Source organism: Georgenia sp. Z1491 (genome assembly GCF_049856175.1).
Classification (GTDB): domain Bacteria; phylum Actinomycetota; class Actinomycetes; order Actinomycetales; family Actinomycetaceae; genus JB111.
In genome coordinates this window covers 21,663-44,915 of record NZ_JBNDNA010000006.1, presented here as the reverse complement: position 1 = coordinate 44,915, position 23,253 = coordinate 21,663, and the positions used below count along the sequence as shown (strand labels likewise).

Annotated in this window: 24 protein-coding genes; 17 read left to right on the top strand and 7 right to left on the bottom strand. The window is 72.1% G+C overall.

Annotated features, from left to right (window positions below; translation table 11 throughout):
- The first annotated feature begins 37 nt into the window (after window positions 1–37).
- The 8 genes from ACPYO4_RS07785 to ACPYO4_RS07750 are packed head-to-tail and all read left to right on the top strand — an operon-like array spanning window position 38 to window position 6,279.
- Window positions 38–1,189 (top strand): ABC transporter substrate-binding protein, encoded by a 1,152-nt coding sequence (locus ACPYO4_RS07785; RefSeq protein WP_425708649.1) that lies wholly within the window; start codon window positions 38–40, stop codon window positions 1,187–1,189.
- Window positions 1,186–2,058 (top strand): ABC transporter permease, encoded by an 873-nt coding sequence (locus ACPYO4_RS07780; protein ID WP_425708648.1) that lies wholly within the window; start codon window positions 1,186–1,188, stop codon window positions 2,056–2,058. Before ACPYO4_RS07785 ends, ACPYO4_RS07780 begins: the two co-directional genes overlap by 4 nt.
- Window positions 2,055–2,909, top strand: coding sequence for an ABC transporter permease (locus ACPYO4_RS07775; protein ID WP_425708647.1), 855 nt, complete (start codon window positions 2,055–2,057; stop codon window positions 2,907–2,909). Before ACPYO4_RS07780 ends, ACPYO4_RS07775 begins: the two co-directional genes overlap by 4 nt.
- On the top strand, window positions 2,906–3,676 hold the full coding sequence (locus ACPYO4_RS07770; RefSeq protein WP_425708646.1) for an ABC transporter ATP-binding protein: 771 nt from the start codon (window positions 2,906–2,908) through the stop codon (window positions 3,674–3,676). Before ACPYO4_RS07775 ends, ACPYO4_RS07770 begins: the two co-directional genes overlap by 4 nt.
- Window positions 3,673–4,014 (top strand): hypothetical protein, encoded by a 342-nt coding sequence (locus tag ACPYO4_RS07765; RefSeq protein ID WP_425708645.1) that lies wholly within the window; start codon window positions 3,673–3,675, stop codon window positions 4,012–4,014. Before ACPYO4_RS07770 ends, ACPYO4_RS07765 begins: the two co-directional genes overlap by 4 nt.
- A complete protein-coding gene (locus ACPYO4_RS07760) occupies window positions 4,011–4,682 on the top strand; it encodes a bifunctional 4-hydroxy-2-oxoglutarate aldolase/2-dehydro-3-deoxy-phosphogluconate aldolase (protein WP_425708644.1) in 672 nt (223 codons plus the stop codon). The genes ACPYO4_RS07765 and ACPYO4_RS07760 overlap by 4 nt, the downstream gene beginning before the upstream one ends.
- Window positions 4,679–5,335, top strand: a complete 657-nt coding sequence (locus ACPYO4_RS07755) for an RraA family protein (protein WP_425708643.1) — start codon at window positions 4,679–4,681, stop codon at window positions 5,333–5,335. Before ACPYO4_RS07760 ends, ACPYO4_RS07755 begins: the two co-directional genes overlap by 4 nt.
- A gap of 2 nt (window positions 5,336–5,337) precedes the next feature.
- On the top strand, window positions 5,338–6,279 hold the full coding sequence (locus tag ACPYO4_RS07750) for a sugar kinase (protein ID WP_425708642.1): 942 nt from the start codon (window positions 5,338–5,340) through the stop codon (window positions 6,277–6,279).
- A gap of 51 nt (window positions 6,280–6,330) precedes the next feature.
- Here the strand turns inward: ACPYO4_RS07750 and ACPYO4_RS07745 are convergent, their stop codons facing one another.
- The 3 genes from ACPYO4_RS07745 to ACPYO4_RS07735 all read right to left on the bottom strand — a co-directional run bounded on the left by ACPYO4_RS07745 (window position 6,331) and on the right by ACPYO4_RS07735 (window position 9,584).
- Entirely contained in the window at window positions 6,331–7,281 is a 951-nt protein-coding gene (locus ACPYO4_RS07745; protein WP_425708641.1) for a LysR family transcriptional regulator, read from the bottom strand.
- 109 nt (window positions 7,282–7,390) lie between these two features.
- A complete protein-coding gene (locus tag ACPYO4_RS07740) occupies window positions 7,391–8,377 on the bottom strand; it encodes a quinone oxidoreductase family protein (protein ID WP_425708640.1) in 987 nt (328 codons plus the stop codon).
- 184 nt (window positions 8,378–8,561) lie between these two features.
- Window positions 8,562–9,584, bottom strand: a complete 1,023-nt coding sequence (locus ACPYO4_RS07735; protein WP_425708639.1) for a hypothetical protein — start codon at window positions 9,582–9,584, stop codon at window positions 8,562–8,564.
- A gap of 363 nt (window positions 9,585–9,947) precedes the next feature.
- On the opposite strand from ACPYO4_RS07735, the gene argC reads away from it, so the two are divergent.
- From argC to ACPYO4_RS07705, 6 genes are read left to right on the top strand one after another with little or no spacing between them, the layout of a single operon-like run.
- Window positions 9,948–11,012, top strand: coding sequence for an N-acetyl-gamma-glutamyl-phosphate reductase (gene argC, locus ACPYO4_RS07730; protein WP_425708638.1), 1,065 nt, complete (start codon window positions 9,948–9,950; stop codon window positions 11,010–11,012).
- Between the two features lie 11 nt (window positions 11,013–11,023).
- On the top strand, window positions 11,024–12,229 hold the full coding sequence (gene argJ / locus ACPYO4_RS07725) for a bifunctional glutamate N-acetyltransferase/amino-acid acetyltransferase ArgJ (RefSeq protein WP_425708795.1): 1,206 nt from the start codon (window positions 11,024–11,026) through the stop codon (window positions 12,227–12,229).
- Window positions 12,226–13,260, top strand: coding sequence for an acetylglutamate kinase (gene argB, locus ACPYO4_RS07720; RefSeq protein WP_425708637.1), 1,035 nt, complete (start codon window positions 12,226–12,228; stop codon window positions 13,258–13,260). The genes argJ and argB overlap by 4 nt, the downstream gene beginning before the upstream one ends.
- Window positions 13,261–13,313: 53 nt before the next feature.
- Entirely contained in the window at window positions 13,314–14,801 is a 1,488-nt protein-coding gene (locus ACPYO4_RS07715; protein ID WP_425708794.1) for an acetylornithine transaminase, read from the top strand.
- Window positions 14,798–15,352, top strand: a complete 555-nt coding sequence (argR, locus tag ACPYO4_RS07710; protein WP_425708636.1) for an arginine repressor — start codon at window positions 14,798–14,800, stop codon at window positions 15,350–15,352. Before ACPYO4_RS07715 ends, argR begins: the two co-directional genes overlap by 4 nt.
- On the top strand, window positions 15,349–16,641 hold the full coding sequence (locus ACPYO4_RS07705; RefSeq protein ID WP_425708635.1) for an argininosuccinate synthase: 1,293 nt from the start codon (window positions 15,349–15,351) through the stop codon (window positions 16,639–16,641). The genes argR and ACPYO4_RS07705 overlap by 4 nt, the downstream gene beginning before the upstream one ends.
- Before the next feature lie 142 nt (window positions 16,642–16,783).
- Here ACPYO4_RS07705 and ACPYO4_RS07700 read toward each other — a convergent pair whose 3' ends face one another.
- Window positions 16,784–17,419 (bottom strand): GNAT family N-acetyltransferase, encoded by a 636-nt coding sequence (locus tag ACPYO4_RS07700; protein WP_425708634.1) that lies wholly within the window; start codon window positions 17,417–17,419, stop codon window positions 16,784–16,786.
- Window positions 17,420–17,752: 333 nt separating this feature from the next.
- Between ACPYO4_RS07700 and ACPYO4_RS07695 the strand changes: the two genes are divergently transcribed.
- Window positions 17,753–18,382: a TetR/AcrR family transcriptional regulator C-terminal domain-containing protein gene (locus tag ACPYO4_RS07695; protein ID WP_425708793.1), complete on the top strand. Its 630-nt coding sequence runs from the start codon at window positions 17,753–17,755 to the stop codon at window positions 18,380–18,382.
- Window positions 18,383–18,456: 74 nt separating this feature from the next.
- On the opposite strand, the gene ACPYO4_RS07690 is transcribed toward ACPYO4_RS07695, so the two are convergent.
- Both ACPYO4_RS07690 and ACPYO4_RS07685 read right to left on the bottom strand, forming a co-directional pair.
- On the bottom strand, window positions 18,457–18,864 hold the full coding sequence (locus tag ACPYO4_RS07690; RefSeq protein WP_425708633.1) for a hypothetical protein: 408 nt from the start codon (window positions 18,862–18,864) through the stop codon (window positions 18,457–18,459).
- 172 nt (window positions 18,865–19,036) lie between these two features.
- A complete protein-coding gene (locus ACPYO4_RS07685; protein ID WP_425708632.1) occupies window positions 19,037–19,402 on the bottom strand; it encodes a hypothetical protein in 366 nt (121 codons plus the stop codon).
- Between the two features lie 160 nt (window positions 19,403–19,562).
- Here ACPYO4_RS07685 and ACPYO4_RS07680 point away from each other — a divergent pair, with 160 nt between their 5' ends.
- Complete coding sequence (locus ACPYO4_RS07680) at window positions 19,563–20,774, top strand: N-acetylglucosamine-6-phosphate deacetylase (RefSeq protein WP_425708631.1); 1,212 nt, start codon at window positions 19,563–19,565, stop codon at window positions 20,772–20,774.
- Between the two features lie 99 nt (window positions 20,775–20,873).
- On the opposite strand, the gene argF is transcribed toward ACPYO4_RS07680, so the two are convergent.
- Window positions 20,874–21,884: an ornithine carbamoyltransferase gene (argF, locus tag ACPYO4_RS07675; protein WP_425708630.1), complete on the bottom strand. Its 1,011-nt coding sequence runs from the start codon at window positions 21,882–21,884 to the stop codon at window positions 20,874–20,876.
- 195 nt (window positions 21,885–22,079) lie between these two features.
- Between argF and ACPYO4_RS07670 the strand changes: the two genes are divergently transcribed.
- Window positions 22,080–23,117: a ferric reductase-like transmembrane domain-containing protein gene (locus ACPYO4_RS07670; protein ID WP_425708629.1), complete on the top strand. Its 1,038-nt coding sequence runs from the start codon at window positions 22,080–22,082 to the stop codon at window positions 23,115–23,117.
- Window positions 23,118–23,253: the final 136 nt, after the last annotated feature.

The following is a 23,253-nucleotide window of genomic DNA, read 5'->3' as shown; positions in this document are numbered from 1 at the left end:
GGTGCCTGGCTCACAACGATGTGAAAGGTGATGCACCATGACCCGAACCATGCGCCGCGGACCACTGGGCGCGTCCCTCCTCGTAGCCGGCGGACTCGTTCTGGCGGCCTGCGGAGGCTCGCCGTCGCCCGCCGACTCGGACGGTGACGGCGACGAGAGTGACACCGGGGACGGAGCCGGGACCGCCGCGGAGGTGGCGGCGGGCTGGGTGAGTGCGATCGACCAGGTCGGGCTGCCCGCGGCACTCGACCAGGGCTTCTTCGAGGACGCCGGCCTCGACGTCACGGTGGCCGATCCCTTCGCGAGCGGCGTCGACATGCTCAACGCGCTCGAGACGGACCAGATCCAGTTCGCCCAGGTCGGCGCCCCGTTCATCGGCGCCCACCTGTCCGGCGCCGACTACGTCATCGTCGGCAACTACACCGGTAGCGCTTCGACCACCGGGATCGACGAGACGATGGCCGTCGTCGCCCGTGACGGATCGGGCATCACCGAGGACGTGACGAGCTACCAGGACAAGCGGATCGGCGTCACGGTCGGTTCGATCAACCACCTCTACCTCCTGGCAGCTCTCGAGGATGCCGGCATGACGGCCGACGACATCGAGATCGTCAACACGGCGGCGCCCGACATGGCCGTCGCGCTGCAGACCGAGGGCGTCGACGCCGTCGTCATCTGGGACCCCTGGCCCTTCGTCATCGAGGGCCAGGTCGAGGGCGCCACCGTCGTGCAGCGCGGAGGCGGGCACATCGCATTCATCGGCTACATCGTGGCGAAGCGAGACTTCGTCGAGGAGAACCCTGAGCTGGTCGAGGAGTTCCTCACGGCGCGCGCGGAGTCCGACCAATGGATGCGGGAGAACCCTGCCGACGCCGCCGAGCTGTCGTCGCGCTGGCTGTCCTCGCTCGACCCCGAGGTGGCGGAGCAGGCGATGGAGTTCAACATCCGTCAGCTCGATCCGCGCCTGTCGGCGTGCAACTACGCCGCCCTCGACACCGCGCAGGCCACGCTGGCCGGGCTCGAGGCGACGGAAGACACGTTCGACGTCAACGACGTGTTCGTCCCCGAGCACATGCTCGCGGTGGCCGAGGCCCACCCGGACCTGTTCGAGGACCTGGACGACATCCCCGAGTCCGCCGTCATCGGCGACGGCTTCACGTACGACCCGGACGGGGACCAGTGCGTGTGAGCGCGGCGGAGCACGACGCGGAGCGGCCGACCACGGCCGGGCCCTCCGCGCGCCCGGCCCGGCTCGCACAGCTTCGGCCGCCGGGTAGGAGCACCTCGCGCACCCGGGACCTCGCGTGGTTCGTCAGCCCCTTCCTGCTGCTGCTGCTCGTGTGGATCGTCGTCGTCCCGGCGGCCGACGTGTCCCCGCGCGTCTTCCCGTCGGCGCCCGCGGTGTGGGCCGCCCTGACCTCCATGATCGCCGACGGCACCCTGTGGAACCACCTCGGGTCCAGCCTGTTCCGCGTGTTCGCCGGGGCCGGTGCGGCCATCGCCGTCGGAGTTCCGTTCGGCATCCTCATGGGAACCTCGAAGGCTGTGTCCGGGTTCTTCACGCCGCTGCTGCGCTTCTCGGTGGCGCTCGCGGGCATCGCGTGGATCCCGCTGGCGACCCTCTGGTTCGGGTACGGCAACAACGCCGTGATCTTCGTGGTGTTCAACGCGGTCCTCTTCGGCGTCGTCTATAACGCCATGCTGGGTACCCGACAGATCAGCACGAACCTGCTGCGGGCGGGGCGCAGCCTGGGGGCGGGCCGGTGGCAGATGTTCTGGCAGGTCCATCTCCCCGGCGCGGCGCCGAGCATCGCCACCGGTGTCCGGGTCGGCATGGGCTTCGCCTGGCGCGGACTGATCGCCGCCGAGATGATCGCCACCAGTGCCGGACTCGGGTACAGCCTGTTCCTGGCCCGGCAGTACTACCACACGGACGTCATCATCCTCATGATGATCATCATCGGGGTGCTCTGGCTCTTGATGGACCGACTGCTCCTGGCCCCGGTCGAGCGACGCACGGTCGAGCGCTGGGGCGCGACGCGGGCGGTGGGCGTATGACCACCAGCACCGTCGACGCGCCGGCCGGCAGCACCGGGCGGCCCGGACGCTCGGGCCGCCCCAGCCGCTGGGCGTACGTCCTCAGGGTCCCCGGGATACGGGTGTGGGGGCCGTTCGCAGTCGTCGTCGCGGGGTGGGAGCTCCTCGCGCGTCTGGAGGTCTTTCCGACCGCCTTCTTCGTCGGTCCTGGCGTCGTCCTCGAGAGGTCGGTCGTCTCGATCCAGCGCGGCATCCTGCCGTCCTACATCGGTGACTCGCTCGAACGCCTGGCGATCGGCGCCCTGTGGGGCCTCGTCATCGGGATCCTGCTCGGCTTCCTCATCGGTCTCAACCGCATCGTGCGCCGCTTCACCTGGCCGCTCCTGCTGTTCTTCCAGGCGATCGGTGACATCGCATGGCTGCCGATCCTCATCATCTGGTTCGGTTTCTCGTTGACGTCGGTGACCATCGTCATCGTCTACACGGTGGTGTTCCCTCTCATCATCTCGATCGTCGCCGCCATCGATCGCGTGCCCGTCAACCTTCTCCGTGCCGGTGGCAGCCTCGGTGCGAGCCGCTGGCAACGCATCGTGCACGTCGTCCTGCCCGCAGCTCTTCCCGGCGTCTCGTCGGGGGTCCGAACAGGGCTCGGCTACGGATGGCGCGCCCTCATCGCCGCCGAGATCATCATCGGCACCTCCGGCGTGGGATTCATGATGTTCGACGGTCGCCGCGGTGGCGACGTCACTCTCGTGTTCGTCGGGATGATCGTTCTCGGCGTCCTCTGGTACATGACCGATGCCCTGCTGCTCGCGCCCTTCGAGAGGGCGACCGTCGAGCGCTGGGGCCTGGTGGAAGGGATCGGCCGATGAGCCTCCTGTCCGTGTCCCATCTTGCGCAGTCCTACGTGGACCCGTACTCCGGCGACGTCACGCAGGCGATCGGGGACGTGAGCCTGGAGATCGCCGAGGGCGAGTTCGTCGCGCTGCTCGGTCCCAGCGGCTGCGGCAAGACGACGGTGCTCAACATCGTGGCCGGCTTCATCGAGCCCACCTCCGGCGACGTCCTCGTCTCCGGGTCGACGGTGGCCGGCCCGGGACCCGATCGTGGCGTGGTGTTCCAGGACTTCGCTCTGTTCCCGTGGCTCACCGTGGAGGCCAACATCGCCTTCGGCCTCAAGATGCAGGGAGTCGGCAAGGCCGAACGTCGCCGACGGGCCGTCGAGATGCTCGACCTCGTCGGGCTGGGCGGCTTCGGCGCGAAGTACCCGCACGAGCTCTCCGGCGGCATGCGCCAGCGAGCCGGCGTCGCGCGCGTGCTGGTGACCGACCCGACCATGATGCTGATGGACGAGCCGTTCGCGAGCATCGACGCCCAGACACGGCGGGTCCTCCAGCAGGAGGTCTTGCGGATCTGGTCGAGCGAGAAGCCCACCGTCCTCTTCGTCACCCACGACGTCGAGGAGGCGATCTTCATGTCCGACCGGGTGATCGTGCTCTCGGGCAGGCCGTCCACGGTGGCGGCCGACATCACGGTGCCGCTCGAGCGGCCGCGGTCCTGGCGGGACGTGCAGGCCGACCCTCGATTCCTCGAGCTGCGCGACGAGCTGCTGGGGATGTTGGGGGTGGAGGCGGCATGACGCTGACGTGCCGGCTCCTGCGCACCCGGCCGGTACGCACGATCCTCGTCGTCCTCGCGCTCGTCCTCGCCTGGCAGCTGTACCTCGCGATCGCGGCTCCCGGGAAGATCGATGACGAGCTGGCCGCGCAGGTCGACGAGGGCGAGCCCGTCAGGGTCGGTGTCGTCCTCGACTTCCCGCCGGAGCGCTTTCACACGCTGTACCTGCAGGACTACGGCCGCATCCTCAGGGTCGAGGGCAACGAGATCCAGCTGCGCAGCGTCCGTCCGGAGAGCGTGGCCATGCTCGCCCGGGTCTACTGGGTCGAGAGCCTCGTCCCGCTCGAGGAGTCGTCATGAGTCCGATGCCCACCCGAGGTACCGAGGACGTGCTCGCGCAGATCGAGTCCCACCGGATGGTCATGGTGGTGCGCGGAGAGAGCGTCGACGGCGCCCGCTCCGCCATCGAGGCCGCGGTCGACGGGGGTGTCCGCGTCGTCGAGGTGACGTACACGGTGCCCGGTGCCGGCGCGCTCATCGCGGAGCTCGTGGGAGACGGCGGGGATCTCGTCGTCGGTGCGGGCACCGTCCGGACGCTCGAGCAGGCGCGCGAGGCCATCGACGCCGGCGCGCGGTTCCTCGTCAGCCCGGGCCTCGACCTGGCGGTCCTGAGCCACGCCGTCGCCCGGGACGTCCTGATGATCCCGGGGATCCTCAGCGCGACCGAGGCGCTCACCGCGATCGACCACGGAGCGGCCGCGGTCAAGCTCTTCCCCGCATCGGTCATGGGACCCGCGTACCTGCGGGCGCTGCGCGGACCGGTGCCAGGACTGAAGGTCATGCCCAGCGGCGGCATCGACTCCACCAACGCCGGCGAGTGGCTGCGGGCAGGGGCCACGGCGGTCGGAGTCGGCGGCGCGCTCAGCCCCGGAGGACCCATCGACGCACGTATCGCACAGAGCATCACCGACGAGGCGCGACGGACGCTCCTCGCACTGAGTTCACCAGGAGAAGGAAGTTCACGATGACCAGCACCTACAGCCCCCAGACCATCGAGGCGTTCCGGGCCATCACCACGGCGTCCGTCTCCGACGCGCTGCAGGGTCTCGGCGTGCACGGCCACGTCTCGAGCGAGATTCGCCTGCAGGTGGGGGACAAGCTCGTCGGCCCCGCCTCGACGGTCAAGGAGGGCCCCACCGACGAGGCGGTGCCGCCTCAGCACGCCCTGGACGCCCTCGATGTCGCCGAGGCGGGGTCGGTGATGGTCATCGATCTCGGCGGCGAGCTGGATGTGGCCGCGTGGGGCGGACTGATGACTGCGGGTGCGGTGGCCCGCGACGTCGGGGGCGTCGTCCTCGACACCTGCGTGCGCGACCTGACCGAGATCGAGCGGGACTTTCCTGGCTTCACGGTGTTCGCCCGGGGAACCTCTCCGGCGACGACGGTCGGGAGGTTCCGCACACTCTCCGCCGGTGAACCGGTCGAGATCGCAGGCGTCACGGTCCGGCAGGGCGACCTGATCGTCGCCGACCGGGACGGCGTGGTAGTGGTCCCGGCCGAGCTCGTCGACGATACGCTCGCCGCCGCCCAGGAGATCGAGGAGCGCGAGAAGGAGCAGACAAAGCTCATCCTGGAGTCCGGCTCGCTGCTCACCGGCCTCGCGAAGTACCAGCGGATCTGACGATGTCCGACACCGTCTCCTTCGGCGAGCCGATGGTGGAGTTCAACTCCGAGTCCGTCGGCGGTCCGCGCTCCGGAAGCCTGTTCAGCACCGGCTACGGCGGGGACAGCTCCAACTTCGCCGTCGCCGCCAGCCGGCTCGGCGCCCGGTCGAGCTACCTGACCAAGGTCGGCTCGGACGTCTTCGGCGCACTCCTGCAGCAGATGTGGCACGAGGAGGGCGTCGACGCCTCGAACGTCATCGTCGACGACGAACGACCTACCGGCCTGTACTTCATCATGCGCTACGGGGCGACGAGCGAGTTCGTCTACCGACGTGCCGGTTCCGCAGCCTCGGCCCTGACCCCGTCGGACATCCCTGACGGCTGGATCGAGCAGGCGAAGGTCCTGCATGTCACCGGCATCACCCAGGCGATCAGCGGGTCGGCATCCGACACGGTGTTCGCGGCGATCGACCGGGCGCGTGCGGCGAAGGTGCAGATCGCCTACGACCCGAACATCCGTCCGACGCTCTGGCCCCTGCACACGGCGCGCGCCGTGGCGAGGTACACGGTCGGCATGGTCGACGTCGTGCTGCCCAACCTCGAGGAGGGTCGGCTGCTCACGGGGTACGAGGACCCGAGGGCGATCACCCAGGAGCTGCTCGAGCTCGGCGTGCCCATGGTGGTCCTGAAGATGGGCGGCTCCGGTGCGATCGTCGCGTCACCCGACGAGTACGTCGCCGTCCCTTCGCTTCCGGTACGTGCCGTGGATGCAACCGGCGCGGGTGACACGTTCGATGCCGCGTTCGCCGTGTCGATGGTCGAGGGACGGCCGGCCACGGAGGGTGCGCACTTCGCCGCGGCCGCGGCCTCCGAGGTCGTCCAGCGCCTCGGGGCCGTCACGCCGATCCCGACTCGGCGTCGGGCGGACGAGCTGTACGAGAGCCTCGTCGCCTCGGCGTGATCTCGTGGAGCGGGTGCCCGGTCGTCCACGGACGACCGGGCACCTGCGTGGTCAGGCGCGACGTTGGTAGAGCTGGACCACATCAGGCACAGGGAACTGGGCGATGAGATCGACGAGCGCCCTGGTCGCCGGCTGCTGCGGGTGCGCAGAGTCCCAGAAGACACACACCTGCCGTCGGGTAGCGGCGTCCCTCAGAGGCACGACGGTGACACCCTGCGGCCGGCCGAGCGAGGCGGCGAGCAGGTTGGTCAGGCCGACGCCGAGCCCCGCAGCCGCGAGACCGACGAGGGTGAGCGGGTCGTTGGTGCGCTGCACGATGCGCGGACTGAGTGCAGCGGCGAGAAGGGCGCGGTCGACCTCGTTGTTCCCGATCGCGTCCGTGTCGCTGCCGTAGGTGACGATGGGGTGCTCTGCGAGCTCGGACAGGGGGATGTAGTCGCGGTCGGCGAGACTGTGCCCGTCAGGCACGATCGCGACCAGGGGCTCCTCCCACAGGACATGGTGCTGCAGAGTCGGTTCGGTGGTCGCCGGCAGGAGCGGGCGGATCGCGATGTCGGCCTCGCCCTCCCGCAGCGCGGTGGTGAGCTGCGAGGTGGGCGTCTCGACGAGCTCGACGGAGATCCCCGGGTACAGCTCGGTGAACGTGCTGAGCAGCGCCGGTCCGAACGCTGCGCTCACGCTGGGGTACCAGCCGAGACGCACGCGGCCCTTGAGTACGCCGATGACCGCCTGCACGCTCGACGTGCCGGCCTCGAGGTCCCGGACCACGCGCCGTGCGTGCTCGAGGAAGGCCATTCCCGCCTCGGTGAGCCGCACAGGGCGGGCCTTGCGGTCGAAGAGCTGGGCGCCGAGGTGCTTCTCGAGCTCACCGACATGCGTGCTGATGCGCGGCTGGCTTCGGTAGGTGTGCTCGGCGGCCACGGCAAACCCGCCGAAGTCGACCACCGCAAGAAAGCTGGACAGCCACTCCAGGCGATAGTTGTCGATCGATCCGGTGTCCATGTCCCACCTCGGAGTAGGAGCTGCATTCCCGCCGTCGGGTGACGCAGAGGTAGGGACCGAGTCTAGGTGAGCGGGCGAACGGGCAGGTCAGTGTCCCTACGACGGCGGGTCAGGCGACGTCGAGCAGGATCTTCCCCGTCGTCGTGCCGGACTCGATCGCACGGTGGGCGTCGGCAGCCTGGGCGAGCGGGAACCGGTGGCCGATACGAACGTCGAGGTCACCGCGAGAGGCGGGCTCGGCCACGCTCTGCCAGCGCCACCGGCGCTCCTCGCGGTCCGAGGTGTAGTGACCGATGCTCGGCCTCGTGACGAACACCGATCCCGCGGAGTTGAGCCGCTGCAGATCGAACGGGGGGACCGGCCCCGACGCTGCCCCGAACAGCACGAGCGTGCCGCGCGTGCGCAGCGACGCCAGCGAGGCGTCGAAGGTGTCCTTACCGACGCCGTCGAGCGAGATGTCCACGCCGCGCCCGTCGGTCAGCTCCCGCACGAGGGCCGGCAGCTCGGCGCTGAGGTCGTCGAGCTCGCGGTACCGGATCGCCTCGGCGGCGCCGGCGGCTCGCGCGAGCTCCTCCTTCTCCGGAGCACCGACGAGCGCGAGGACGCGTGCACCGCGGGCGCTCGCGAGCTGGGTGACGAGCAGGCCCACGCCGCCCGCGGCCGCCGTCAGCAGGACGGTCGAGCCGTCGGTGACGTGGGAGGCGCCGTCGACCAGGTAGTGCGCGGTCATGCCCTGGAGGGGGAGCGCGGCGGCGACGTCGAGGGAGAGCCCGTCGGGGACCGGGAGCGCCACCGCGGCCGGAACGATCGCCTTCTCCGCGTAGGCGCCCGGGCCCGCGGCGTAGGCCACCGGGTCTCCCGCTGACCAGCCGGTGACGTTCGCGCCCACCGCCGCCACGGTGCCGGCGCCCTCGGTCCCCGGCGTGTGCGGGAGGTCGATCGGGTACTGCCCGCTGCGCCGGTAGGTGTCGATGAAGTTGACGCCCGCGTGCGCGACGTCGACGAGCAGGTCGTCCGGACCGGGGACCGGGTCGGGGACCTCGGTCAGCTGGAGCACGTCGGGGGAGCCGGTGTCGGTCTGGACGATGGCGCGCATGTGGCCATGGTGCCTCACGGTGCGACGTGGGCGGTGCTGCCGAGGGGGCCGAGGCGTTGCCGACGGCGCGGCGGGCGCCGCTGGTGCTGGTGCCCGTGCCGGTGCCCGGACCAGAGCTGGTGCAGGTGCCGGTGCAGGTCCAGGTGCCGGTGCCCGGGCAGGAGCCGGTGCCGGTGTCCCTCCATCAGACCACCAGTTCGCGCACCGGACGTCGTGCGTGCAGCGGCGACCTCAGGAGGTGCAGCTCGAGAGCCCGGACGACGTGGAGCTCGCTGCTCGCCTCCCGCGCGGTGAACCGCACGACGACGTCGCCCGTCGCCTCGATCGCTCGCTCACGTTCCCGCTCCTCGACGATCGTCTGCGCATTCGCCTCGGGGTCACCGGCGCCGTACTTGATGAGCCCGTCGAACTCGATGTGCAGCCACCGGATGCGGCCGCCGGGGGGGACCTCGAGGGGGATCGACAGGTCCGTGCGGTACGTGCCGCGCCGAGTTGGCACCACCTGCTGCACGACGACGTCCCGCCGCCCCCAGCACAGCACCACCCAGCGCAGGTGGCTCTCCCACGCCGACTCCGACCACGGCGTGGACCAGGCGATGACGGCACGTGCGCGCGCCCGCCCTCGACTCCTGCCCGGCAGTCGCTCGATCCGCCCCGTGAGCTCATGGCGCACGGTCGCGGCCGAACGCTCGGTCCGCACCCGCTCCTTGAACGTGGCCCTCGACAGCACGGCCACCACGTGATCGACGACGACGAGCGCGTCCCGCGGGTGCAGGAACCGCGCGCAGTCGACCGCGACCCGCTCGAGCCGTACCACCCGCACCCCCGCGGCGACCACGACGTCCTCCTCCGGCAGGTCGAGGAGGTGGCGGTGGTGATCGGTGGCGCTCCGTGAGCTCGTCCTGGTCCCGATGATGAGGTGCGGCTTCTCGACGACCGTCCATGTGCGCAGCCCGTGCACGCGTGCCGCCGACGTCAGACCCAGCGCGTGCTCCGCCGACACGTCACGACTGATCGCCGCGCACAGTGCGAGGTGCAGGCTGATCTCTCGCTGCCACCGATCAAGACCCGGCGGCACGACGGCGAAGCTCCCGCGCCTCAGCCTGACGATCTCGTCCCCGTCGCGGAGCGAGGCGCGGACGGCCTCCAGCATGCTCGACGGCGCGACCGTGAGCCTGATGGGCTTCTTGACCGACGACGGCTCCATGCCGCGACGGTGCCGCAACGGCGGGGCACGGCGCCGCCGGGCTGCGGCCGGCTGTGGACGGCAGCGTCCGGCGGCCGGTGTGGGGATCCCGCGGTGCAGCCGATCCGCTGATCGCGGGTGCGGGCTGTTCTGCTGTCGCCCTGATCGACGAGATCAGAGGAAAGGTCGCGAGTGCACGGGTTGTATCCCCTGATCTCGAGCACTTCCTCTGATCTCGTCGAGTGAGGCGGGGTAAGGCCGGGCGCACGGAGGCCCGGGAAGCTGTGGGGGCCATGGCGCGCGGACGCCCGGGGGCGCAGAGGCCCGACGCACCGGCCAGCCCACCCCCGCGCATGGATATACAGCCGCATGTATGATGATGCGGTGTCCTTCTCCATCGCCGTCGCCGGTGCCTCCGGGTACGCCGGTGGCGAGGTCCTCCGCCTCGCCCTCGCGCACCCCGACCTGACCATCGGCGCCCTCACCGCCAACAGCTCCGCGGGCGACCAGCTGTACCGCCACCAGCCGCACCTCCTCCCGCTCGCGGACCGCATCCTCGAGCCCACGGACCCCGAGCGGCTGGCGGAGCACGACGTCGTCGTCCTCGCCCTCCCGCACGGCGCCTCCGGCGAGGTCACCGCCGCGCTGGAGGATCTCGGCTACGACGGCGTGGTGCTCGACGCCGGCGCCGACCACCGCCTCACCGACCCCACCGCGTGGGACGACTTCTACGGCACGCCGCACGCGGGCGCCTGGCCCTACGGGCTGCCCGAGCTCCTCCACGCCGACGAGACCGCGCCCGCGATCCAGCGCACCGCGCTCACCACCTCGCGCCGCATCGCGGTCCCGGGCTGCAACGTCACGGCCGTCACGCTCGCGCTCCAGCCCGGCGTCGCGGCCGACGTCGTCGACTCCTCCGACGTCGTCGCGGTGCTCGCCGTCGGCTACTCCGGGGCCGGCAGGTCGCTCAAGCCGCACCTCACGGCCGCCGAGGCCGCCGGCAACCTCCAGCCCTACGGCATGGCTGGCACGCACCGCCACGTGCCGGAGATCGAGCAGAACCTCGCCGTCGCCGGGGCGGCCACGCCGAAGGTCTCCTTCACGCCGGTCCTCGCCCCGCTCTCGCGCGGCATCCTCGCCACCGTCACCGCGCCGCTCGCGGAGGGCGCCACGGCCGGGGACGTCGCCGCCGCCTGGCACGCCGCCTACGACGACGAGCCGTTCGTCCGCCTCCTGCCCGAGGGCACGTGGCCCACCGCGAACCAGGTCGCGGGCTCCAACCTCGCGACCGTGCAGGTCGCGGTCGACCACCGCGCCGGCCGCATCGTGGCGCTGTGCGCGATCGACAACCTCGTCAAGGGCACCGCCGGCGGCGCCCTGCAGTCCCTCAACCTCGCCCTCGGCCTGCCGGAGACCGCGGGCCTGCCGACGACGGGAGTCGCCCCGTGAGCAGCACCGGCATGACCGCCCCCGGCGGTTCCTCCGCCCCCGACGGCGCACCCGCCGGCATCACCGCCCCCGCCGGGTTCCGGGCCGCCGGCGTCACCGCGGGGCTCAAGGCGTCCGGCACCCCCGACGTCGCGCTCGTCGTCAACGACGGTCCCGAGCGCGTCGCCGCCGCCGTCTTCACGACGAACCGCATCGAGGCCGCCCCCGTCACCTGGTCGCGCCAGGTGGCGAGCGACGGCCGGGCCGACGCCGTCGTGCTCAACTCCGGGGGCGCCAACGCGTGCACCGGTCGGGAGGGCTTCGCCGACACCCACCGCACGGCCGAGCACGTGGCGGCCACGCTGAACGTCTCCGCCGGCGACGTCCTCGTCTGCTCCACCGGGCTCATCGGTGAGCGGCTCGACATGCCCGCCCTGCTCGGCGGCATCGACACCGCCGCCGAGACGCTCGCGACCACCGGCGGCGACGACGCGGCGCACGCGATCATGACCACCGACACCGTGGCCAAGCAGGTGCACGTCGAGGCCGCCGGCTGGTCGGTCGGGGGCATGGCCAAGGGCGCCGGCATGCTCGCGCCGGGCCTGGCCACGATGCTCGTCGTCCTCACCACGGACGCCGCGGTCGACTCCGCCACCGCCGACCGCGCCCTGCGCGCCGCCACGCGGACCACGTTCGACCGGGTCGACTCCGACGGGTGCATGTCGACCAACGACACCGTCGTCCTGCTCGCGTCCGGCGCCTCCGGCGTCACCCCGGGGGAGGACGAGCTGACCGAGGCCCTCACCGCGGCGAGCGCGGATCTCGCGCGCAAGCTGATCGCGGACGCCGAGGGCGCGGCCCACGACATCGCCGTCACCGTCACCGGCGCGACCGACGAGGACGCGGCACTCGCCGTCGCCCGCGCGATCACCCGCTCCAACCTGTTCAAGGCCGCGGTGTTCGGCAACGACCCCAACTGGGGTCGCATCCTCGCGGCGGCCGGCACCGTTCCCGCCGACGTCGCCCCGTTCGACCCCACCACGATCGACGTCTCGGTCAACGGGGTCATGGTCTGCCGCGACGCCGGCGTCGGCGAGCCGCGCGAGCTGGTCGACCTCGCCGCCGACCGGGAGGTCGCGGTCCTCGTCGACCTCAAGGCCGGCGACGCCGCCGTGACGGTGTGGACCAACGACCTCACGCACGACTACGTCCACGAGAACAGCGCGTACTCGACATGAGCGACCCGACGACGACGAACCCCGCGACGACGAACCCCGCGGCGACCGCCACCGCTCCTGCCGCCGCGGCCGGCGTGGACCCCGACTTCCACTTCGACACCGAGCGCGACCTCTTCCCGCACCAGAAGGCGGAGGTCCTCGTCCAGGCGTTGCCGTGGCTGCAGCGCTTCGCCGGCGCCACCGTGGTCGTCAAGTACGGCGGCAACGCCATGGTCGACGAGGAGCTCAAGCGCGCATTCGCCTCCGACATCCTCTTCCTCCACCAGGTGGGCCTGCGGCCGGTGGTCGTGCACGGCGGAGGCCCGCAGATCTCGTCGATGCTGGGCCGCCTCGGCATCGACTCGGAGTTCCGCGGCGGGCTGCGCTACACCTCCGGCGAGGCGATGGACGTCGTGCGCATGGTGCTCACCGGACAGGTCCAGCGCGAGCTCGTCACGCTGCTCAACCACGACGTCGCGCACGCCGTCGGCCTGTCGGGGGAGGACGGGAGGCTGCTGCTGGCGCGCCGCCGCCGGGCCGTGGTCGACGGCGAGAGCGTCGACGTCGGGCACGTGGGTGACGTCGTCACCGTCAACCCCGACGCGATCACCGACCTCCTCGACGCCGGACGCATCCCCGTGGTCTCCACGATCGCCGTCGACGTCGAGGACGCCGGTCAGGTCCTCAACGTCAACGCCGACACCGCCGCGGCCGCCGTGGCCTCGGCCGTGGGTGCCCGCAAGCTCGTGGTGCTCACCGACGTCGAGGGGCTGTTCGCCGACTGGCCGGACCGCTCCTCCCTCCTGTCGCAGGTCACCGCCAGCCGGCTCGCCGCGCTCCTGCCGAGCCTGCAGGCCGGGATGGTGCCGAAGATGGAGGCCTGCCTGCGGGCGGTCCGCGCGGGCGTGCCCCAGGCGCACGTCATCGACGGCCGCAAGCCGCACTCGATGCTGCTCGAGATCTTCACCGACCAGGGCGTGGGGACCCTCGTCCTGCCCGACGACGCCCCCACCGCCGACGCCGCGACCGAGACCAGGGGAGAGCCCGCATGACGACGACGCCGCACCCCGGTGATCACCCCCGCCCCACGAGTGAGGGGACTTTTATCCCCGCTGACTCGTCCGATCCGACGAGTGAGCGGACTTCCGCCTCTGCCGACTCCCCCGACTCGACGAGTGAGGGGACTTTCGCCTCGGCCGGGTCGCCCGGCGCCGCCACCGACGCCCCCGCCGCGTCGGCCGAGCCGCGCACCTGGCAGGACCGCTACACGGGCGCCGTGATGAACACGTTCGGCGTCCCGCGCCTGGAGCTGGTCTCCGGGTCGGGCACGCACGTCACCGACTCCGAGGGGCGCACCTACCTCGACCTGCTCGGCGGCATCGCCGTGCTCTCGCTCGGTCACGGCCACCCGGCCCTCGTCGGCGCGGTCGCCGACCAGGTCGCCCGTCTCGGGCACGTCTCGAACTTCTTCACCACCGAGCCGCAGGTGCGCCTCGCCGAGCGGCTCCTGGGGATCGCGGTGCCCGGCGGCGCCCCCGAGGGCTCGCGCGTGTTCCTATCCAACTCGGGGACCGAGGCCAACGAGGCAGCCGTGAAGATCGTCCGCCGCCACGGGTCGGCGCGCTTCGGCCCCGGCCGCCCGGGCCGGATCCTCGCCCTGGAGCATGCCTTCCACGGCCGCACCCTCGGCGCGCTGGCGCTCACCCACAAGGCCGCCTACCGCGAGCCGTTCGCTCCGCTCGGCCCCGACGTCACCTTCGTCGCCCCCGGGGACATCGACGCGGTGCGCCGCGAGCTCGCCGTCGGCGACGTCGCCGGGCTGTTCCTCGAGCCCGTCCAGGGCGAGGCCGGCGTCACGCCGCTGCCCGACGGGTTCCTCGCGGCGGCCGGACAGGCCGCCCGGGAGGCGAGAGCGCTCGTCGTGATCGACGAGATCCAGACCGGCATCGGCCGGACCGGCACCTGGCTCGGCCACCACCGGCCCGAGCTCGGCGGCGGGTTCGTGCCCGACGTCGTCACCCTCGCCAAGGGCCTGGGCGGCGGCATGCCGATCGGCGCCACGATCGCGCTCGGCGAGCACGCCGCCGCGCAGCTCGGTCCCGGCGCCCACGGCACGACGTTCGGCGGGAACCCCGTGGCGGCCGCGGCGGCGCTCGCGGTCCTCGACGTCGTCGGGGCGCCCGGCTTCCTTCAGAGCGTGGACCGGACCGGTTCCGCGCTGCGCGCCGCCGTGGAGGCCGTCGGGTCCCCGCTCGTGACCGGGACCCGCGGCGCGGGCCTGCACATCGGCGTCCAGCTGAGCGGCGAGCACTCGGCCGCGATCAGCTCCGCCGCCCAGGACGCGGGCCTCATCGTCAACCCCGTCACCCCGGACGCGATCCGGCTCGCTCCGGCGCTCGTCCTGTCCGACGACGACGTGGCCGAGGCCGCCGAGAAGCTCGCCCTGGCTCTCGGCCGCGTCGAGCGCGCCCTCGCCACGAGTGAGCGCGGTTCTGCCCCGCCGCCCGTGACGAGTGAGCGCGATTCTGCCCCCGGCGGCAACGACGCCGACGCCGACACCGACACGACCGGCGTCGAGGAGATCCCGCGATGAGCGCCCCGACCACCAGGGCCGCGCGGCACTCGCTCGTCGAGGAGCTGATCTCCACGGCCGAGATCCACTCGCAGTCCGAGCTCCAGGGCCTCCTCGCGGAGCGGGGCGTGACCGTTACACAGACCACGGTGTCCCGGGATCTCGACGAGCTGCGCGCCGTCAAGGTCCGCGGCTCCGACGGCTCGCAGGTCTACGCGCTGCCCGCCCTCGTGGCGCCCGCGCCGATCACCGACGCCGCCCAGGTTCACGCGCGCCTCGAACGGTGGTGCGTCGAGGTCCTCGTCAGCGCCGACCACGCACAGAACCTCGCCGTCCTGCGCACCCCGCCGGGCGCCGCCCAGCTGCTGGCCTCCGCCGTCGACCAGTCCCGGTTCCCGGGTGTGCTCGGCTGCGTGGCCGGCGACGACACGGTCCTCGTCATCACGCGCGACGACCCCACCGCCGCCGGGCTCGTCGCCCGGCTCCTCGAGCTGGCCCGCCGCGGCGGGCCCCGTTCCACCTCCCACGCGGAGTCGACCAGGCCCGATGAGGCCGAAAGGAAGGACGCATGACCACCGAGACCTCCCCGACCACCCCCGCTCCCTCGGGCGGGGCCGGCACCGGCACCACCGGCGGGGCCAAGGATCGCGTCGTCCTCGCCTACTCCGGCGGGCTCGACACCTCCGTCGCCATCGGCTGGATCGGCGAGCAGACGGGCGCGGAAGTCATCGCGGTCGCCGTCGACGTCGGGCAGGGCGGTGAGGACCTCGAGGTCATCCGCCAGCGCGCGCTCGACTGCGGCGCCGTCGACGCCTACGTGGCCGACGCCAAGGACGAGTTCGCCGCCGAGTACTGCATGCCGGCGCTCCAGGCCCAGGGCCTCTACCAGGACGCCTACCCGCTCGTGTCCGCGATCTCGCGCCCGGTCATCGTCAAGCACCTCGTGCGCGCGGCGAAGCGGTTCGGCGCCACGACCGTCGCCCACGGCTGCACCGGCAAGGGCAACGACCAGGTCCGCTTCGAGGTGGGCATCACCTCGCTCGCGCCGGAGCTCAAGTGCATCGCGCCGGTCCGTGACCTCGCGCTGACCCGCGACGTCGCCATCGAGTACGCCGAGAAGCACGACCTGCCCATCGAGACGACGAAGAACAACCCGTTCTCCATCGACCAGAACGTGTGGGGTCGCGCCATCGAGACCGGCTTCCTCGAGGACATCTGGAACGCCCCGACGAAGGACATCTTCAGCTACACCGACGACCCCACCTACCCGCCGCTGCCGGACGAGGTCATCATCCGGTTCGAGCAGGGGATCCCGGTCGAGATCGACGGCGTGGCCGTCACCCCGCTGCAGGCCATCCAGGAGATGAACCGCCGGGCGGGCGCGCAGGGGATCGGTCGGATCGACGTCGTCGAGGACCGGCTCGTGGGCATCAAGTCGCGCGAGGTGTACGAGGCGCCCGGCGCCATGGCGCTGCTCGCCGCGCACAAGGAGCTCGAGAACGTGACCGTCGAGCGGGAGCTCGCGCGCTACAAGCGGCGGGTCTCGGAGCGCTGGGCCGAGCTCGTGTACGACGGCCAGTGGTTCTCGCCGCTGAAGAAGGCCCTCGACGTGTTCGTGGCGGAGACGCAGCGCTACGTCTCCGGCGAGATCCGCATGACGATGCACGGCGGCCGCGCGACGGTCACCGGGCGCCGCTCGGACTCCTCGCTGTACGACTTCAACCTGGCGACCTACGACGCCGGGGACACGTTCGACCAGTCGAGCTCGGTCGGCTTCATCGACATCTACGGCCTCACCTCGAAGCTGTCGGCGGCGCGCGACGAGAAGTTCGGCAATGGGGTGGACTTCTTCACCGACTGATGCGGGGCGGAGGGGGACTCTGCAGCTCCTCACTCCGCCTCAACTCACGTCACCTCGACGAGAGCGGGGGCCGTGCTCGAGATCGCGGGTGATATCCAGCGATCTCGCGCACGACCCCCGCTCTCGTGAACCTGTGCGCTGTTCAGGCGTCGCGCCACATCGGTTGCAGGGTGGGGCCGCCGTCCGGGAGCCGGATGGATGCGCCGAGGGACACGAACCCGTGGCGTGCGTAGAGGCGGAGGCTGCCCGGCGTCGATGCCTCCAGGTAGACCGGCAGCCCCAGCTCGGCCGCGTGCTTCAGACCGGCGGCGACCATGGCGGACCCGGACCCGCGACCGCGCTGGTCAGGCAGCGCCGCCATGGCGGAGAGGTGCAGGTGGGCGACGTCCGGTTGCCGGGTGCCGGTCGCCTCGAGGAGCGCGGCCAGGCGCGCGCCTGTCGGTCCGTCGTCGTCGCTCGTCTCCGTGTTCGGACCTGCCTGCTCGTCCCTCGCCGACGGCGGATCCGCGTCGTCGTACTGGTGGCGGGGCTGCCAGAACGACGCGGCCGTCAGCCTGCCGCCCGGTGCCTGCGCGACGACGACCAGGCGTGCCCGGACCGCGTCCGCCACGGAGGCGCTGAACGTCTGCTCCAGATAGGCCCGGCGGGCGGTGGGCTCGGGGATGAGCCAGGTGATGACGGCCTCGTCGGCGAATGCGTCCAGGGCCAGGTCGACGGTGCGGTCGAGGTCCGCGGCCGTGGCGCGACGGGCGGTGGGACGGCGGGCGATGGCGGGCATGGGGCGGCTCCCGGGTCGGCGTCTGGGACGATCACCGTCCCTCGACGTCGGCAGGTCCTCCAGTAGTTTCGTCACACTGAATCTGTGACGAAAGGGTGGCGCGGCGTGCGGTGCGCGGAGTGCGGGGAGCAGATCGACGAGGCCGCGCGCACGGGGCGGCCGCGGCGCTACTGCTCACGTTCCTGCCAGGCGCGCGCGTACCGGCGCCGTCGTGATCGCGGACGCCTCGACGCAGCCGCCGGGGGTTCGACCGCCGGTGGCGCGCCCGTCGGGGGTGCGCCGAGCAGTTCCGGATCCGCCGACGGTCCTGCTTCCAGGGACGAGTGGGTGACGATGCTCGACACCGCGGTCGCCATCGCCGACTCCGACGGTACCGAGGGGGTGACCCTGCGTGCCGTGGCGGCGCGTGCCCGGGTGCCGCTTCTCCGCGTGCAGCGCGAGGTCGGCAGTCGCGACCGGCTCGTGGCGGCCATGGTGCAGCGCGTGCTCGCCGCCCGGACGATGGGCGAGGCGCAGGATCCGGTGCCTGGATCGGTCCTGCGACGCCTGGGCCTGGACGAGTGGACGGCGTACCGCCGCCACCCCTGGCTGGTCCCGGTGCTCGCGAGCACGCGTCCGCCGCTCGTGCCTGCCGTCCTGGCGGCCGCGCGCTCGGCGGTCGAGGCCTTCCGGTCGCTCGGCCTCGGTGCCGAGGTGTCGCGGGACCGGTACGTCTCGTTCAGCGCCTATATCCAGGGCATGGGCCTGCTGCTCGTCGCGGAGCAGCAGGAGACGCGGCGGTCGTTCGCGAGCCTCGAGGGCTGGTGGGACGGTGAGGTCCGGCGCCTGGACCGCACCGGAGTCGCGCGTCGTCATCCATGGCTCACGGAGCTCAGCGACGCACCGGCCAGAGCGCTGGACCTGGACGCCGCGTTCCGGGACGGTCTCGACCGCGTGGTTCGAGGCCTGACGGCGCTCGACTGAGTGTGCGGTCCATGCAGGCGCCCGACGGTCGCCGGACCCGTGACCTGCCGGCCGATCCGCCGGACCGGGATCCGTCAGCCGACCGAGCCGCCGCCGAGGCCGCTGAACTCCCCGCAGATCTCGCGGATCGCGGCCTCGTTCTCCGCGTTGTTCGCGATGACGTCCGCGTCCGGCTGGTCGCCGCCGCTCACGCTCTCGCCGAACTCGGCCTCCTGCTCGAACAGGGGACGCAGGTTGTCCGGCGACTGCTCGGAGAGCTCGCGGGTCCGCTCGCCGTACTCGGCAAAGATGTCCGACACGGCGTCCATGTCCGTGAAGTCGGTGAGCTCGATCGTCTGGTTCTCCATGTCCTGGTAGATGGTGGAGAACTCGTCGCAGGCCTCGGACTCGGACAGCTCCTCGCCCCCTCCGCCGCACGCGGCAAGGGTCGTGGCCAGGGTGCCGGCAGCGAGGAGGGCGGCGGCGGAACGGCGGCTGATCATCGGTGCTCTCCGTGACTGTCGTCGGTATCGGTCGGAAGCGGCACGAGCGTCTCGTGGGTACGGGGCCACGACAACACGCGCGAGTCGTCGGTGCGGGACGCGCGACCCGTTGGCGATCATAGGGCGGACGGCCGCACGGCTCCCGCTCCGCAGCCTGTACCGGACTCCGGGATCAGCCGCAGATGTCGGCGATCGCCTGGCTGTTCTGCTGGGAGGCCTCGAGGTCGGTGATCTCGGCGGTGCCGTCGGCGATGGAGGCCATGAGCTCGGCCTCGGACTCGAACAGCGTGGCGAGGTTGTCCGGGGACTGCTCGGCGAGCGAGGTCAGCTCACCTTCGTACTCCTCGAACATCGACATGTCGTCGGAGGCGTTGTCCTGCTCGGCGGCGCGCGCCTCGAACTCGCTGTACGTGGTCTCGTACTGCTCGCACGCGTCGGCCTCGGAGAGCTCGTCGCCACCGCCGCAGGCGGCCAGGCCGGTGGCGAGCAGACCGGCGGCGAGCACGCCGGTGAGGGTGCGGGTGAGGCGTCCAGGCATGGCGCCACGGTAGCCGGAGGGCACCGCCGCCGGCCGCGACGTTCCAGGGCGGATCCTGACGCCGCACGCCCGCACCCTCGGCCCCGGCCGGGGTCCTGGTCCCTGGTCCCTGCGCGATCCGCGACGTCGCGCCCCGCCGCCCGTGTAGCAGGCTGGCACCATGCCCACCTCCGCCCGGTTCGCGCTCCTCGGCCGGGTCGTGACGCCGGACGAGGTGCTCGAGCACGCCGCGGTTGTCGTCGAGGCGGGCCGCATCGTCGACGTCGCGCCCGTGAGCGACCTCGACCTCACGGGCGTCGACCGTCATGAGACCGACGGCTACGTACTCCCGGGACTCGTCGACCTGCACAATCACGGCGGTGCCGGCGTGGGCTTCCCCGACCCCGTCGACGCCGCCACCACACTGCGCGCCGTCCGCGAACACCGCTCCCACGGCACGACGACGATGCTCGCCTCCCTCGTCACCGCGCCTCCCGAGGCGCTCACGTCCCGCATCCGCCTGCTCGCCGACCTGTGCGAGGCCGGGGAGCTCGCCGGCATCCATCTCGAGGGACCGTTCCTCTCCGCCGCCCGCGCGGGCGCGCAGGATGTCGACGCGATCCGCCCGCCGGACGCGGCGCTCACCGCCGAGCTGATCGACCTCGCCCGAGGGCACCTCGCGACGATGACGCTCGCGCCCGAGCTCCCCGGGGCCGACGACGTCGTCGCGGCCCTCGCGCGCGGCGGCGCGCTCCCGTCGTTCGGCCACACCGACGCCGACGCCGCCACCACCCGCGCCGCGATCGCCCACGCCGCCCGGCTCCTCGTAGACGCGAGTGTGGAAGCGGCCGGACCCGCGCCCCGCTCGCACAGGCCCACCGTCACGCACTTGTTCAACGGCATGCGTCCGTTCAGCCACCGCGACCCGGGTCCGATCCCCGCGATCCTCTCCGCAGCCGCGAGGGGGTTCGTCGTCGTCGAGCTCATCGGTGACGGCGTGCACCTCGACCCGTCGCTCGTGCGCGACGTCGTCGAGATCGTCGGACGCGACGCGGCGGTCCTCGTCACCGACTCGACCGCCGCGACCGGCATGCCCGACGGCGCGCACCACCTCGCCGACCTGCGCGTCACAGTGACCGACGGCGTCGCTCGCCTCGCCGACGGCGGGGCGCTCGCCGGCAGCACGAGCCACCTGATCGACGTCGTGCGCACCGTTCACGGGGCCGGCGTGCCGCTCGTCGACGCGGTGTTCATGGCCTCCGCCGGGCCGGCGCGGGTGCTGGGTCGGACCGACGTCGGTCGCCTCGCTCCTGGCACCCGCACCGACGTGGTCCTCACCGATCACGACCTGCGCCCGACATCCGTCTACCGGGACGGGGATCTCGTGCGCTGACGCGCGGCCCGGCCGGCGTTCCGGCGAGTTCCGCATGGCGTTTCAGCGAGTGTGTGCCGGCGTTCCGGCGAGTTCCGTCCTGCCATTCCGCGAGCTGCCTCAGACCCCCGCGAGCGTCGCGACGAGCACGGCCTTGATCGTGTGCATCCGGTTGCCGGCCTGGTCGAACACCTTCGAGGCGGGGGACCGGAAGACCTCGTCGGTGACCTCGAGCGCGTCCATGCCGGTGGCGTCGTAGACCTCGCGCCCGACGGCGGTGCCCAGGTCGTGGAACGCCGGCAGGCAGTGGAGGAAGATCGCGGAGTCGTTGCCGGTGGCGGCCATGACGTCGCCGGTCACCTGGTAGCCCCGCAGCGCGGCGACGCGCTCGTCCCACACCGACCTCTTCTCGCCCATGGACACCCACACGTCGGTGGAGACGGCGTCGGCCCCGCGCACCCCCTGAGCCACGTCCGAGGTCAGCGTGATGCGGGCGCCGGTGGTCTCGGCGATGGCGCGGGCGGCCTCGACCACGTCCGGCGGCGGCTGGTAGGCCTCGGGCGCGACGATCCGCACGTCCATGCCGAGCAGCGCGGACGAGACGAGCAGGGAGCGGCCGGTGTTGAACCGGGCGTCACCCAGGTAGGCGTGCACGACGTCGGAGAAGGGCTTGGCCACCTGCTCCTTGATGGTCAGGGCGTCGGCGAGCATCTGGGTGGGGTGCCAGTCGTCGGTGAGGCCGTTGTAGACGGGGACGCCGGCGTGCTCGGCCAGCGTCTCCACGGTGGCCTGGTGGTCGCCCCGGTACTCGATGGCGTCGTACATCTGACCGAGCACGGCGGCGGTGTCCGGGATCGACTCCTTGTGCCCGATCTGCGAGCCCGACGGGTCGAGGTACGTCGTCGCGGCCCCCTGGTGGGCGGCGGCGACCTCGAAGGCGGCGCGCGTGCGGGTGGAGGTCTTCTCGAAGATGAGCGCGACCGCCTTACCCGTGAGCCGGCGCTCCTCGCGGCCCTCGAGGCGCTCGGCCTTGAGGCGGGCGGCGAGGTCGACGAGGTGCAGCCACTCGGCGGGGGAGAAGTCGAGCTCCTTGAGCAGGTGGCGGCCGGTGAGGGAGTGGGCGGTGGTCATGCCACAAGCGTACGTAGGTCGCGGGACGTGCCCGACGGCGAACGGCTCGCTCCCGGCCCGCCTCGTGGTCCGTTCCGACTTCGGGCCGACCGGGTGTGGCCACGGGCGCGGACCCTTATTACAGTGGTGAGCGGAAGGGGTGCTGCGCTCGACGACGAGCTTCGCCCGCAGGCCGGGGGAACAGGATGGTCACCGATGACCAGGACAGAGGCAGGACGCCGCAGGGCGTGGTTCGACTCCGCCGCGCTGACGCGAGACATCCGCGGAGCGGCGCTGGACGCGAGCGTGGCGCTCGTGGCCACGCTGGCGATCGTCGCGCTGCTCTGGTGGCGGATCGAGCAGGGCACGTCGGACACGATCGAGGTGATGCCGGACCTCGCCGCCGGCGAGTACTGGATGTACTGGGTGAGTCAGGCGTTCGGCTGGACGGCCATGCTGTGGGTCTGGATCACGGTGATGCTCGGGCTCATGCGCTCGAGCCGGCACCCGAGCTGGATGCCGATGTCCGTCGGGACGCTCGAGCGGTGGCACCGCCAGACGAGCCTGACCACCATCGCGCTGATGTTCGCCCACGTCGTGTGGTTCTTCGCCGAGATGGTGCGGCAGAACACCGCGGAGTCGGGCTGGGCCGCCGGCGTGTGGGAGGCGTTCGTCCAGTCGTGGGTGCCCGGCGGGTACAGCAGCGGCACCGGCGTGATCGCCATCCTCATCGGGCTGCTCGCGCTCTACCTGGCGATCCCGCTGGGACTCGCGTTCTACGCGCGCCGCGCGATGGGGCCGCGCACGTGGCGCGCGCTGCACGCGTCGGTCATCGTCGTCTACGTCCTCAGCGCCTGGCACACCCTGCTGTACGGCACGAGCGTGTGGTTCGACGGTCCGTTCCGGACCACGGTCTGGCTGCTGCAGCTGCCGGTCGCGGGGCTGCTCCTCGTGCGGCTGCTGCGGCCCGCCTACCGGCCCGGGGCGACGACGGTCGCCCGCGTCGGCCGGCTCGTCGCGCGCGTCGCCGCCACCGCGACGATCCTCGTGCTCCTGCTGGTCGCCGCCACCGGCCGCGACGGCGGACGCACGCCCGGGGTCGACGGCGCACCGCTCAACACCAGCCAGTGGATGATCTGGGTCGGGTTCGCGGTGTTCGTCGTGGTGGCGGCCGCCGTGGTCCGGGCACACCTCATGGGCCGGGTGAGGGTGGCCGATCGTGCGCTCGACCGCACGGGCGCTCGAGCCGAGTAGTTCTGGGACCTCGTCACGATCCGATACCGGCGACGTTTCGGTGAGATGTACGTCTCAGTTCACTTGAGTCACACGGGTTCACTCTGGTTACCTCTAGTCTCACGAGTAACACGGCACGTCGTGCCGTCGACAGCCA